The following is a 12,742-nucleotide window of genomic DNA, read 5'->3' as shown; positions in this document are numbered from 1 at the left end:
GCGCGGGGATGAACCGTACGCGCTAGCCAGCGCTATCGGGCTGCTGTCCCGTTCCCCGCAGGCGCGGGGATGAACCGGCCCTGTTCGTATTCCGCAGCGATGACGTGCTCCGTTCCCCGCAGGCGCGGGGATGAACCGCTCAAGCTTAGGCTTGCCGTTAGTGAACGTCACCGTTCCCCGCAGGCGCGGGGATGAACCGTGGGTTCGTAGAAGCCCCGATTCAGCGTAGGGCCGTTCCCCGCAGGCGCGGGGATGAACCGGTGGGCGGAGGTGCTGTCTGCGGGTCCTGCCCCCGTTCCCCGCAGGCGCGGGGATGAACCGAAGTACCCCGTGGAATGTTCGGATGGAGGTCGCCGTTCCCCGCAGGCGCGGGGATGAACCGGTGCGGTTGACTGCCCTGGGTGTACCTGCCTGCCGTTCCCCGCAGGCGCGGGGATGAACCGCATCCTATTTCGGGTCGCGCGCTGGGCTGGCGCCGTTCCCCGCAGGCGCGGGGATGAACCGCAAGCGCTCAACGGTGTGCTCGTGCTGACCGTCCGTTCCCCGCAGGCGCGGGGATGAACCGGGCGAATGAGCGCGGCACTACAACTGAACACACCGTTCCCCGCAGGCGCGGGGATGAACCGTCAACGCCTGGGTAATCCTTTAGAGATTGCAGCCGTTCCCCGCAGGCGCGGGGATGAACCGACCAATCTCTTTCATCGTCAGGCAGCCCATGACCGTTCCCCGCAGGCGCGGGGATGAACCGGAATCATTACTGGGCCTTGATTCAACAGCTTGCCGTTCCCCGCAGGCGCGGGGATGAACCGGATTCGCCTCGCAACGGCGGCGGCACCAAGGACCGTTCCCCGCAGGCGCGGGGATGAACCGCAGGCAGTGGACGCGATGAGCAATCGGCTTGACCGTTCCCCGCAGGCGCGGGGATGAACCGTCGCTGTAGAATCCATAAATGATCCCGCTCGCCCGTTCCCCGCAGGCGCGGGGATGAACCGCGACGCGATGAGCGCGAGCTTCGAGGGCGTTGCCGTTCCCCGCAGGCGCGGGGATGAACCGTATGTGGATACGCCTGAGCGGTTAAGCATCAACCGTTCCCCGCAGGCGCGGGGATGAACCGATCGCCCCGATAATGGATAAAGGCGGGCAGACCCGTTCCCCGCAGGCGCGGGGATGAACCGAGCTGTCAGCAGCATAACCAGAAAAATCTGACCCGTTCCCCGCAGGCGCGGGGATGAACCGCCAGAGCCGCCCGCGGAGCCACCAGAGGAACCCCGTTCCCCGCAGGCGCGGGGATGAACCGCCCGGCGACATGATCGTAGTCGGCGCTCGACCCCGTTCCCCGCAGGCGCGGGGATGAACCGCAGGCGTTCACGGACGGCGCCGGCAGTGAGCTCCGTTCCCCGCAGGCGCGGGGATGAACCGAAATCGATCATATTGATGGCGATGGCTTGAATCCGTTCCCCGCAGGCGCGGGGATGAACCGCCGAGCTTCATGCGGCCCTTGCTCAGGGCGCCCCGTTCCCCGCAGGCGCGGGGATGAACCGTCTTGATCGTTTAAATCTCCGTGAAATCTGCTCCGTTCCCCGCAGGCGCGGGGATGAACCGAAAATGACGATCTATGTGGGTGTTCGCCCGCCCCGTTCCCCGCAGGCGCGGGGATGAACCGCCCTTGATGGGTTCCCAGTATTTGATGATCAACCGTTCCCCGCAGGCGCGGGGATGAACCGGAAATGCGCTTTGAAGCGGTTGCCGTGACTGGCCGTTCCCCGCAGGCGCGGGGATGAACCGACCTTCGAGAAAGTGCTCCACCGATGAACCGACCGTTCCCCGCAGGCGCGGGGATGAACCGTCGTGCGGCGCGCCTCCGTATTACCTCAAAAGCCGTTTCCCGCAGGCGCGGGGATGAACCGCGTGGAGCCAGTCACGGCTCGCAACGGGTATACCGTTCCCCGCAGGCGCGGGGATGAACCGGGCGCCTGTCAGTGACGATGACTCTTCACGCGCCGTTCCCCGCAGGCGCGGGGATGAACCGGCCACGTTCAACAACATCGAGCACCTGGGGCTCCGTTCCCCGCAGGCGCGGGGATGAACCGGCCGGGCAATTCGAGAATCAACGCAACGTTGCCCGTTCCCCGCAGGCGCGGGGATGAACCGTAGAACAACAACTCGTTTCCGCGATAGATCATCCGTTCCCCGCAGGCGCGGGGATGAACCGATGGTTTCGTAGTCGAGCGGCTCGATCACCGCCCGTTCCCCGCAGGCGCGGGGATGAATCGTCATGAAGCAGATCTCCTCACAGGCCGGCACCCCCATTCCCCGCAAGCACTAGGATGAACCGTAGAGCGTGTGCGCGTGGTCGCTCATGTAATTCAATCGGTCGGGCAGAGGGCGAAGGTTCTTGCAATGAAAGGCGGTGGCTTGAATAAAACCCACTTGTTCCTGGTTCGAGGGCCTTTGATACCTGGCACGGGCTGCTCGCGCCAGGTATAAAGCCAATCGCTCAAAGCGTGAGATTACCCTTGCGCACGTCCAGCTGATTCAAACGCTGCGCCAGGAGCCCGGGAAAGCGTTTGTACCAGGTCTGGTTGAGCGGAGACGGGTGGGGCAGCGGGTGGAGGGTGAAGGTGCGCGATTGGCCTCGACCATCTTCGAGGGTAACGTCGAGGCTTTGCTCGAAGCGCGCCTCGCTTTTCCAGAACGCCTCCAGACGGTCGCGCTCCTCTTTCGGGCGGTCGATGCCGAACCACAAAAAGGCCTCGCGGCCGAGAGTGATCAGGTCACGGCCTTCGAAGCGCGAGATCAACACTTCGTTCATCAGCTCACGGAAGTGGCGTTTCACCTTCATCGACCACGCCTTGTTGCCAACCGGCTTGTAGGGCACGGTGTTGATCCAGAAAAAGTGCTCGCCTACGGCTTTGGAGGCCTCGAAATCCGGCAGCTCGTCGCCGTAAAGGTGTTGATAGAGCGCCTTTCTTACCAGCTGGCCGCCGGCGCCGATGAAGGGCTCCTGGAAGCGGACTTCTTCCCGGCCCGGATCGCGGCCGAAAAAGCCAATGCGCAGGTTCTTTTTGCCCAGGCCGATGATGGGCTCGAGCGGGTCGCGCTCGAAGCGCTCGTAGACCTCGAGATCGATACCGTCGATCTCGGCGGCAAGCGCTCTAAAGCGCTCGCGCTGTTTGGCGGTCAGCGGCATCCTTGCCTCCTTTCAAACGGCGTTCGGGATCAGTTCAGAACCAAATCAGACGAACCACTCCTGGGCGGTGCGCCAGACGCACATGCCCACGAAGTAGATCGAGGCCACCGCCAGGCCCAACAGCGCCCAGCCGGCGTGTACGGGGCTTGTGAGAATCAGTGAGGTGGCGCACACGCACCACATTAGCGTGATGGCGATGTTGAACGGCATGAAGCGGCGCACTCGAAAGGGGTGGAGGAACTTCATTTTGGTGACGGTGAGAATGGCCAGGAAGATGATGGCCGCAAAGGTGAACCAGGGCGGGAAATCGAGGATGAAGAAGTAAGCCGCCGCGATATTCCACGCCGCCGGGAAGCCGACGAAGTAGTTGTCCTGGCTTTTCATATCGACGTTGCAAAAGCAGAACATCGATGACAGCAAGATGGTGAACACCGCCAAAAGCTCGAAGCCCGCCGGTAACTGGACGAAGTAGTAGATGAACAGCGCCGGGATGAACGCCCAGGTCAGGTAGTCGATGACCATGTCGAGCGTGGAGCCGTCGAAGTGAGGCAGGATGGTTTTGACCTCGTACTTGCGCGCCAGGGTGCCGTCGAAGCCGTCGATCATCATCGCCGCGCCCAGCCACAACAGGCAGGCCACCGGGTTATCGTCGATCAGGGCCAAAAGCGCCATGGTACCCAGCAGCACACCGCTGGCAGTGAGCACGTGCACACTCCAGGCCTTGTATCGTGAAGCGTGAGACGGTGGGTGTGAAGAGAGCGGTTGAGCCACGATAACCCCATTGGGAACGCCGGGTTCCCTTGCTGTATTGGTGTATAGACAAGCGTGCGAGACGCTACACTACTATAACAGGCCACGTGGCGTAAGCAGTCAGCCAGGCTCCTTTCAGCATGGCCGCTCCCGCACAAATCCGCTAGCCGAGCGTGCGCGCTTTCGCTGGACCGTGCCCCACTGCTCCCCCTGGCCCCTCCGACAAGGCCTGCCTCTCACTGTTTGAATGTTTTAGATCGAGCCACGCATGCGCCAGCCAGCGCCCGGCGCGAAGAATCGCGTCGTCGGTCGCGCCGGCGTACCCCAGCACCAGCCCGGCGCGCATGGGGGCCTTCAGGTAATAGCGCGAAAGCGGTGACAGCGTCACGCCGACCAGGCGCGCCTTTGCCATCAGCGCCTCTTCCTCGGCAGCCGATTCGAGCTCGGCGACCAGGTGCATGCCCGCGTGGCCCGACGAGAGCACAAGCCCTTCGGCCACCGCCGGGGCCAGCGCCCGGCGCAGGCAGGCCTGGCGCTGGCGGTAGCTTATGCGCATGCGCGCGATATGGCGGGAAAAATCTCCGCGCTGGATGAACTCCGCCAGCGCCGCCTGAATGGGGTAATGGCCTTCGCGATGTAGCCGGGCCTGGGCCAAGCGGAAAGAGGGCGCCAGCGCCTCGGGCAGTACGATATAGCCCAGTCTCAGCGCCGGATAAAGCACCTTGCTGAAAGTGCCGATATAGATCACCCGCGCCTGATCACCGGGGCCTGCCGCCAGCCCTTGCAGCGACGGCGCCGGCGGGATGTCGTAGCGAAACTCGCTGTCGTAGTCGTCCTCGATCACCCAGGCACCGTGCGCCGCCGCCTGCTCCAAAAGCGCCAGTCGTCTGGGCACCGGCATGGTGACACCGCTTGGGTACTGGTGCGACGGCGTGACGTAGATCAGCGTCGGTGAGGCGCTCCCCGCCGGGCGGCGTGCCGGGTCGATGCCCTCGTCATCCACGGGCACGGGTACCACGTCGAGCCCGGCGGCCAGAAAGCTGGTCTGGGCGCCGCCGTAGCCTGGCTCCTCCATCCATACGCTGTCACCACGATCGGTCAGAAGCTGTGCGACCAGCTCGAAGGCCTGCTGCGCGCCCTGGGTGATCACGATCTGCTCCGGGCGGCAGCGCACTGCCCGTGAAAGCGTGAGGTAATCGCACAGCGCTTCTCGTAGCGCCAACAGCCCGCCCTGCGTCTGGTAGGCGAGCCACTGCTGCTCGGCCTGGCGGTAGTGGCGGCGCAGCAGGCGTTGCCACTGGGCATGGGGAAAGAGATCCAGCCCCGGAACGCCGGGGGCGAAGGCCAGGTGGCGCTCGCTCAGCGTGCCGCAACGCTCCAACAGCGCCTCGCCGCGGGTGGAAACGTGACCCGGCGCCGCCCGCGGCGCGGCGGGCAGTGCAGCGAAGGGAGAAAGGTCGGCAACGAAGAGCCCGGCGCCTTGTTTCGATTCCACCAGCCCTTCGGCGATCAGCCGCTCGGTGGCGGCCAGCACCGTGTTACGCCCAAGCGAGAGCCCACGCGCCAAACGCCGTGACGAGGGCAGCCGGCTGCCAGCGGAAAGCTCCCCGCGCTGAATCCAGTCGCGAAGCAGCTGATAAAGCTGACGGGCCAGCGGGGTCTTGGTACGCGGAAGCAGGCGAAGCGCCAGGGCGTCGATGATCCCGTCCGTCGAAGTTGCGCGTTGGGTCACTGGTTCCCTCGTAACGGCTGAAAGTGGCTCTTATGCGGGAGCCACTATAGCGCGAGACTGAGGGGCCCGATACGGGATCAAAACGCGTTAAATGGAGCCCGCGATGCACACCAGAGCCGCCGTACTCAACGACCTGCCCACCCTGACGGACCTGCTGGACGGCTACCGCCAGTTCTATGGCCAGAATAGCGATGTAGCCGCCGCGCGCCATTTTCTCGAGCAGCGCTTCGGGCTGGGGGATTCGTTTATTCTGGTCAGCGAAGACGACAAGGGCGACATGACCGGTTTCGTGCAGCTCTATCCCGGGCTCTCCACCGTGGGGCTCAACAGCCGCTGGACGCTCAATGACCTGTTCGTGGCGCCCGACGCGCGAGGCCTGGGCGCCGGGCGCGCGCTGATGAACGCGGCAAGTGCGCTGGCCCGCGAGCACGGCGTACCACGGCTGGTGTTGATGACCCAGGTCGAGAACAGCGCCGCCCAGCGGCTTTATGAGTCATTGGGGTGGCAGCGTAACACCGCGTTTTATAGCTATTTGTTGGATGTGAAATAGCGGGATGTCGCATAGCCGGATATCACATGACCGTATATCGCACAAAGGAGCAACCTGATGTCTTCTACCCCTTCCGCGGTTCTCGCGTTTCCACCGGCAGCGCCGGATGTCATGGCGCACGCGATGTACGACAAACTTTGCCACCACACCGATGCCTGGGATTTGGCCCAGGACCTGGCCGCCGGTGTGGAAGCGATCGTGGTGATCGACACGCGAAGCCAGGCGCACTACCGGGCGGGCCATATACCCGGCGCGGTGAGCTTGCCGCACCGTGAGATGACGCCCGAGCGGCTCGCGACCCTCGACCCCGAAAAGGTGTACGTCACCTACTGCGACGGCATCGGCTGCAACGGCTCGACCAAAGGGGCGTGGAAACTGGCGAGCGCCGGTTTCCAGGTGAAGGAGCTGCTGGGCGGGCTGGATTTCTGGCGCCGGGACGAACACCCGGTGCAGACAGGAGACGAGCGCGGTACGCTTGCCAGCGAGGCGCTGGCGCCCTGCGGCTGCTAGGCCGTCGCTTCAGTCAATACGCATCAAACCCGGCATCGCGCCGGGTTTGATCGTATGGCCAAATCAAGCCTCGCTTAACTTGCGCGCGCGGTGCAGATTTTCAATGGTGTTCAGGCAGGCGCTGGCGGCTTCGCGGCCCTTGGCGACGAAGTGCTCGAAATAGAAGTCGTGGTGGGTCGTGTGCTCATGGAAGTGGTGCGGGGTGAGCACCACCGACAGGATCGGCACGCCGGTGTCGAGCTGGACGCGCATCATCCCGTCGATCACCGCGTGGGCGACGAAGTCGTGGCGGTAGATGCCGCCGTCGACCACAAAACCGGCCCCGACGATGGCGCCAAAGCGGCCGCTTTCCGCCAGCACTTTGGCCTGCAGCGGAATCTCGTAGGCGCCGGAGACGGTGAATACCTCGACCTGATCGGCACTCATGCCGTTTTTCTCGACTTCCTCGATGAAGGAGGTGTAGGCCTGATTGACGATATCGCCGTGCCAGTGCCCCTGAATGAAGGCGATACGCTGGGCGGTAGTATGAGAGGAAAGCTCTAACGGAAAGGTCTGATTCATGGTGGTTCTCGCTTTAAAGGATACCAGAATCAGGGCATGCGGCATGGCACCGAACGCACCCGGCAAGCGGGGGCGCGAGAGCAGCCGTTCTCTTTCATCCGGACTATCACCGTCGGCTTCGGAATCGCACCGAATCTGCTGACCTCCAGCGTGCTGGAGCGCTCGCGGGCTCGTGCCGTCAAAGGCCATCACCGCCGGTGGGGACTTTCACCCCGCCCTGAGAGCGTGCTAAACGCGGCCCCAGTGTACGTCGAATGGCCTGGCGCCGCTACATTGGCTGTTTATCTCAGGCCGGTGCGCACACATCGACCCATTCAGCGCCTACCAGCTCGGCCAAACGCGACGGGGCAATGCGAACGGCGCTGGTGGGCGAGCCCGCTGCCGGCAGCACTTCGTCGAAACGCTTGAGGGATTCATCGCAGTAAACGGGCAGATCAGTGGCCAGGCCAAAGGGGCAGACGCCGCCTACCGGGTGGCTGGTCAGCTCCATCACCGTCGCCTCGTCGAGCATTTTTGCCTTGGCGTCGAAGCGCTCGCGGATTTTGGCGTTATCCAGGCGCACGTCGCCCGCCGCCACCACCAGAAAGGGCTGCTCGCCCACTTTCAGTGCCAGCGTCTTGGCGATCTGACCAGGCTCGACGCCGTGGGCCTTCGCGGCAAGCTCAACGGTGGCGGTGCTTTCGTCGAGTTCGATGATCGTCAGGTCCGGGGCGTGCTCGGCCAGAAACCCGCGCGCGGTATCAATGCTCATGAAACGGCTCCTTGTTTTGAACCGTTTCAGATTAACGCGCTTTTCTGATCTCAGCCAATCCAGGCGGGTGTGACGATTCTTGACGGCTCGCGCTGCATGATCACCTCGCCCTTGCGTACCGAGAGCAACACATCCCCCTGGTTGCGCAGCACGCTGTAGTCGTCCTCACCGTCGAGCAGGTTGAAGCTTGCGGGCTTGTCCACTTCGATGCCGTAGCGATCTTCGATATTGAGCGTGCGCGCGCTGTTGTCGGTCACCAGCGAAAGCGCCTTGCTGAAATCCTTGTAGCCCATCATCTGGCAGATGTGCAGGCCGAAATCGAGGGTGCGCAGAAGCTTGCCGTTACCCAGCGAGTACCAGGGATCGAAGATCGAGTCCTCGGCGAAGCAGACGTTGATGCCCGCCGCGTCGAGCTCCTTGACCCGGGTCACGCCGCGGCGCTTGGGGTAGGTGTCGAAGCGCCCCTGCAGATGAATGCTTTCGGTGGGGCAGGCGATGAAGTTGATGTTCGACTGCTTGAGCAGTCGAAAAAGCTTGGAGCAGTAGGCGTTGTCGTAGGAGTGCATCGCCACGGTGTGGCTGGCGGTGACGCGCGAGCCCAGATCGTTGAACAGCGCCTCGCAGGCCAGCACTTCGAGAAAGCGCGAATTGGGGTCGTCGATCTCGTCGCAGTGCACGTCGACCAGCCGGTCGTACTTCATGGCAAGCTCGATCACCCGCTTCATCGAGGCCACCCCTAGCTCCCGGGTGTACTCGAAGTGGGGAATGCCGCCCACCGCGTCGGCGCCGATCTCCAGCGCCTCTTCCATCAGCTTGTCGCCGTTTGGAAAAGAGAGCAGGCCGTCCTGGGGAAAGGCGACCACCTGGATATCGATCTTGTCCCTGAACTCGTCGCGCAGCGCGCACAGCGTTTTGAGGCCGACCAGGCTCGGGTCACTGGTGTCGGCGTGGGTACGCACGAACTGCACACCGTTACCGATCAGCAGGTTAAGCGTCTTGATGACGCGCTCGCGGATATCGGCCTCAGAAAGCATCGGCTTGCGCTCTCCCCAGCGCTCGATGCCCTCGAACAGCGTGCCGCTTTCGTTCCAGGCCGGTTCACCGGCGGTCAGTGCGGCGTCCAGGTGGATGTGCGGCTCGATGAACGGCGCGCAGGCAAGCTTGCCGCCGGCATCGAGCTGATCGGCCGAGGCCTCGATGGGAGCGCTCTGCGCCTCGATGGCGGTGAAGACGCCGTTGTCGATTTTAATCTCGAAGAGTTCGGCGCGCTGGCGCAGGCGGGCGTTGACGATATGCATTCAGTGGCTCACAGAGTGTTCGGTAGAAGATGAAAGGCGATTGACCGGTGCCGGCTGACCCACGTGCAGCAGCAGGGCATAGCTTAGCGCGGCCATCAGCACGCCGACCAGCGGCGGCAACAGCGGCGAGAAGTAGGCCGCCGCGGCGCCAATGGCGTAGGCGGTGAGGCCCCGGCGATCGAAAGCGGGCAGGTTGGCATCGATCAGGGCCGGGTAGCGGCCCCGATGCTTGAGCCAGAAGTCCGCCATGATCACTCCACCCATTGGCGGAATGAAGGTGCCGAGCAGCACCAGAAATGGAATCAGATAATTGTACATGCCGCCGACGGCCAGCACGGTGCCAATCGCCGCCCCTGCCACGGTCACCGTGCGTCGCCGGTCGGTGCGGACCAGGTTACACCCGGCCACGGCGAAGTTGTAGATGGTGTTGTCCTGAGTGGTCCAGATATTGAGAAACAGCATCAGCACCGCAATCGATACGAACCCCTGGGCGATCAGCACGTCGACGATGTCCGCCTGCTGGTAAATCATCGCGCCAAGCGCCCCGGTCAGCACCATCAGCCCGTTACCGACCAGAAAGGCCAGCAGCGTGGCGATGACCGCCACGCGCGGGCTTTTGGCGAAGCGGCTCCAGTTGGTTGCCTGGGTGCCGCCGCTGATGAAGGTGCCGATGATGACCGTGACCGCCGCGGCCACGTTCATGCTCTCGCTCGGCGTTTGGCGGGCAAGACCGGCAAAGCCGCCCACGTCGACCAGCCCGGCGGCCAGGCTCAGCAGAATGAAAACCATCATGGCCGGCACAGCAACGCGCGATAGCCAGTCCATGCCGCGGTAGCCGATCATCGCGGTGATGCAGAAACCGAACCCAAAAAGCACCATAAGAGGGATTTCCATCCATTCTTGCATCCCGGTGGTGCGTACCAGCACGACGGCGATGGTGGCCGTGCCCCAGGCGTACCAGCCGATCTGCGTAAAACCGAGAATGAAATCCGACAGCTTGCTGCCCTTCTCACCGAAGCAGAATCGGCCCATGAGCACGGCGTTGAGCCCGCTCTTGCAGGCAATGTAGCCCAGTGCGGCGGCGTAGGCGCCGAGCAGCAGATTGCCCAGCAGCACGACCCACAAAAGTTGGCCAATGGGAAAGGCCTGACCAAGCGAGCCGCCGGCCCACATGGTGGCGGTGAAAAAGGTGAACCCCAGTAACACGACGGACGTAGAGAGAAGCCCCTTACGGGCGCTGGCGGGCACCTCGCGCAGGGGGTAGTCGGATGTTTGCATGCTCAAGACCTCGTGACGGCGCATCGCGCGCGTTGCGGTAAACCTTGAATGAAGCAATAAACAGGCCAGTTGAGCGTTTTCTAATGAGCTGCGAGGTGGTTGGCTTCGGTCGCGTTGGGCGGGGCAAAAAAACGCCCCCTTGCAGGGAGGGGGCGGGGGGCGTTCAAGGTTATATGGCTTAAAGGATCGAGACTCAGGACGCCGGCGCGGTGCCCAGCGCGCTCACCACTTCGTCGATCTGAAGCGACAGACTCTGCAGGCCGCCGCCGGAAAGATACCAAAGCGCCGGCGAGAGCACGGCGACCTCGGCATTGGCGGCGCCGGCCTCTTCGAGCTGCTGGCGCAGTTCGTCGGCATCGAGCGGCTGCTGGCCGATGGCGGCGCTGCGGTCGATGATCAGCAGGCGCTCCGGGTCGATCTCGGCGATCGCTTCTGGCGAGAGCCGCGTGAAGCTGCGCTCACCGAAGGTTTCGGCCTCGACGCCGTCCGGCATCGCCTGCTTCTCGACGCCCAGCAGCTCGTGAATCACCGGATGCTCGTTGAGCGAGTAGTTACCGTCATTATGAGTCACGACCAGCGTGCGCGGGGCATCGGCAAGCGCTTCACGCTGGGTCTCGATCTCATTGTGCAGCGTTTCGAGGGCATCTTCGGCCTCGCTCTCAAGGCCCGCGTGTTCGGCTAGGGTGCGCACGTTGTCATCGAAGGCGGCGAGGTAGTCGTCGCCGGTCAGGCCCGCGTCGAACAGCGGCGCGATCGCCTCTAACGCCTCCTTGTGCTCGCCCTGACGGCCGGTATAGACGATCAGCGTCGGCTCGCTCTCGGCCAGCGCGTCGAGATCCGGCGTTTTCAAACCGCCGATATCGGTGTAGTCGCCCTCTTCCAGGCTCGACAGGTAGCCGGGCATGGTCTGTTTGGGATAGCCGACCACCTGATCGCTGGCGCCCAGCGCGATCAGCGTGTCCAGGCTGCCCAGATCGAACAGCGCGAAGCGCTCCTCGGCGTGGGCGCCAGCGCTGACGGCGGCGGCCAGAAGCGAGGAAGTGGCGAGCGCTGATTTCATGGCGATTTTCTTCATGACATTCCCTTTTTTGAGAAGATGTTTTATATGAGATTTATTATCATATTAGCAATGGTTAGGCATTGTCACTTTTTTTCAGAACGGAGGCTTTTAAAACAAACGCTTTCAACACGTAAGCGTTCAATACAGAAGCTTTCGATACGAACGCTTTCAAAAGAGGTAGCCGTGATCGCCAGATAAATTGAAATGTTATATTATATTTATTTAAGGCCGTGCCCGCACTCCTTGCGGTCACAACCACAACCTGGCAGGGAGAACCCGGGTGGCATCCGTACTTTTCGAACATATCGAAGCGCTTCAAGGCGAGCGCGAGTGGGGCGATTTTCTGGACGCTGGCACTGGCATCAACTCGATCAACTGGGTGAGCGGGCTCGATACCACGCGCTGGACAGCGGTGACCGGCGCCGGCGGTATGGCGCAAAGTGTCGAGCGTGCCGTACAAGGAAAAAAACGGGAGCAGGACCGGCTGGTGCTGGGCAACTGGCAGGATCCGCGCTTTCTCGCCGACGAGCGTTTCGACACCGTGTTGGCGGACTACCTGCTCGGCGCCATCGATGGCTTCGCCCCCTACTGGCAGGACGAGCTGTTTCCCCGGCTCTGCGCGCTGACGAAAAAGCGGCTATACCTGGTGGGTCTCGAGCCCTACGTGCCGTTCGATGCGACCACCGCGTCGGGCAAGCTGGTGGTGGAGATCGGTCGGCTGCGCGATGCCTGCCTACTGCTGGCCGGCGAGCGCACCTACCGCGAGTACCCGAGTGCCTGGGTCGAACGTCAGCTCGACCGCGCCGGTTTCGAGGTCGTCGAGACCAAACGCTTCCCGATCCGCTACGGCAAGAAGTTCGTCGAGGGCCAGATGAAGATGTGCCGCCAGCGCATGGCGACGATCGCCGACCGTTACCTGGCCCAGGCGATGCTCAAGCACGTCGAGGATCTGGAGCGCCGCGCGCTTTCGCACATCGACATCGACGGCGGGCTCAGTCACGGCGCGGACTACGTGATGGTGGCCGAGCCGAAAAAAAGCGCCCCGCAGGGCGCTTGAGGCGT

The 12,742-nt window shown here is 63.3% G+C and carries 11 protein-coding genes, 1 CRISPR repeat array and 1 riboswitch (1 of these 13 only partly in view); of the genes, 3 read left to right on the top strand and 8 right to left on the bottom strand.

The genetic code is table 11. The features are described 5' to 3' along the window. Positions 1–2,335: direct repeats of the CRISPR family, unit length 29 nt; unit sequence CCGTTCCCCGCAGGCGCGGGGATGAACCG (it extends 562 nt beyond the left edge of the window). 162 nt (positions 2,336–2,497) lie between these two features. The 3 genes from RN346_RS15065 to RN346_RS15055 form a co-directional block, all read right to left on the bottom strand. Beyond that, the gene (locus RN346_RS15065; protein ID WP_311961590.1) at positions 2,498–3,190 is read right to left on the bottom strand and encodes a uracil-DNA glycosylase family protein; all 693 of its coding nucleotides are present in this window, start codon (positions 3,188–3,190) and stop codon (positions 2,498–2,500) included. A 45-nt stretch (positions 3,191–3,235) separates the two neighbouring features. Then, the gene (gene pcsA / locus RN346_RS15060; RefSeq protein WP_311961589.1) at positions 3,236–3,901 is read right to left on the bottom strand and encodes a phosphatidylcholine synthase; all 666 of its coding nucleotides are present in this window, start codon (positions 3,899–3,901) and stop codon (positions 3,236–3,238) included. Positions 3,902–4,103: 202 nt separating this feature from the next. Continuing rightward, the gene (locus RN346_RS15055; protein ID WP_311961588.1) at positions 4,104–5,672 is read right to left on the bottom strand and encodes a PLP-dependent aminotransferase family protein; all 1,569 of its coding nucleotides are present in this window, start codon (positions 5,670–5,672) and stop codon (positions 4,104–4,106) included. A 103-nt stretch (positions 5,673–5,775) separates the two neighbouring features. On the opposite strand from RN346_RS15055, the gene RN346_RS15050 reads away from it, so the two are divergent. Beyond that, entirely contained in the window at positions 5,776–6,222 is a 447-nt protein-coding gene (locus RN346_RS15050; protein WP_311958797.1) for a GNAT family N-acetyltransferase, read from the top strand. Between the two features lie 57 nt (positions 6,223–6,279). Then, a complete protein-coding gene (locus RN346_RS15045; protein ID WP_263586016.1) occupies positions 6,280–6,732 on the top strand; it encodes a rhodanese-like domain-containing protein in 453 nt (150 codons plus the stop codon). 63 nt (positions 6,733–6,795) lie between these two features. Here the strand turns inward: RN346_RS15045 and RN346_RS15040 are convergent, their stop codons facing one another. The 5 genes from RN346_RS15040 to RN346_RS15020 all read right to left on the bottom strand — a co-directional run bounded on the left by RN346_RS15040 (position 6,796) and on the right by RN346_RS15020 (position 11,695). Continuing rightward, positions 6,796–7,293, bottom strand: coding sequence for a 6,7-dimethyl-8-ribityllumazine synthase (locus RN346_RS15040; protein ID WP_311961587.1), 498 nt, complete (start codon positions 7,291–7,293; stop codon positions 6,796–6,798). An 82-nt stretch (positions 7,294–7,375) separates the two neighbouring features. Continuing rightward, positions 7,376–7,522: riboswitch (FMN riboswitch) on the bottom strand. 57 nt (positions 7,523–7,579) lie between these two features. Then, entirely contained in the window at positions 7,580–8,044 is a 465-nt protein-coding gene (locus RN346_RS15035; protein WP_311961586.1) for a YbaK/EbsC family protein, read from the bottom strand. A 50-nt stretch (positions 8,045–8,094) separates the two neighbouring features. Continuing rightward, positions 8,095–9,342 (bottom strand): cytosine deaminase, encoded by a 1,248-nt coding sequence (gene codA / locus RN346_RS15030; protein WP_263586019.1) that lies wholly within the window; start codon positions 9,340–9,342, stop codon positions 8,095–8,097. Then, complete coding sequence (gene codB, locus RN346_RS15025; RefSeq protein WP_311961585.1) at positions 9,343–10,620, bottom strand: cytosine permease; 1,278 nt, start codon at positions 10,618–10,620, stop codon at positions 9,343–9,345. Positions 10,621–10,813: 193 nt separating this feature from the next. Next, on the bottom strand, positions 10,814–11,695 hold the full coding sequence (locus RN346_RS15020; protein WP_263586021.1) for an ABC transporter substrate-binding protein: 882 nt from the start codon (positions 11,693–11,695) through the stop codon (positions 10,814–10,816). Positions 11,696–11,960: 265 nt separating this feature from the next. Between RN346_RS15020 and RN346_RS15015 the strand changes: the two genes are divergently transcribed. After that, complete coding sequence (locus tag RN346_RS15015) at positions 11,961–12,737, top strand: class I SAM-dependent methyltransferase (RefSeq protein ID WP_311961584.1); 777 nt, start codon at positions 11,961–11,963, stop codon at positions 12,735–12,737. Positions 12,738–12,742 lie beyond the last annotated feature (5 nt).

The sequence above is a fragment of the Halomonas sp. PAMB 3232 genome (genome assembly GCF_031954225.1).
GTDB lineage: Bacteria > Pseudomonadota > Gammaproteobacteria > Pseudomonadales > Halomonadaceae > Vreelandella.
Note: the sequence above shows the minus strand (reverse complement) of the source record. Positions and strands in the feature narration are given on the sequence as shown.

Bases quoted from the DNA above. Each gene is read 5' to 3' on its own strand.
- RN346_RS15065 (WP_311961590.1), bottom strand. From the start codon at position 3,190: ATGCCGCTGACCGCCAAACAGCGCGAGCGCTTTAGAGCGCTTGCCGCC.
- RN346_RS15050 (WP_311958797.1), top strand. From the start codon at position 5,776: ATGCACACCAGAGCCGCCGTACTCAACGACCTGCCCACCCTGACGGAC.
- RN346_RS15045 (WP_263586016.1), top strand. From the start codon at position 6,280: ATGTCTTCTACCCCTTCCGCGGTTCTCGCGTTTCCACCGGCAGCGCCG.
- RN346_RS15040 (WP_311961587.1), bottom strand. From the start codon at position 7,293: ATGAATCAGACCTTTCCGTTAGAGCTTTCCTCTCATACTACCGCCCAG.
- RN346_RS15035 (WP_311961586.1), bottom strand. From the start codon at position 8,044: ATGAGCATTGATACCGCGCGCGGGTTTCTGGCCGAGCACGCCCCGGAC.
- codA (WP_263586019.1), bottom strand. From the start codon at position 9,342: ATGCATATCGTCAACGCCCGCCTGCGCCAGCGCGCCGAACTCTTCGAG.
- codB (WP_311961585.1), bottom strand. From the start codon at position 10,620: ATGCAAACATCCGACTACCCCCTGCGCGAGGTGCCCGCCAGCGCCCGT.
- RN346_RS15020 (WP_263586021.1), bottom strand. From the start codon at position 11,695: ATGAAGAAAATCGCCATGAAATCAGCGCTCGCCACTTCCTCGCTTCTG.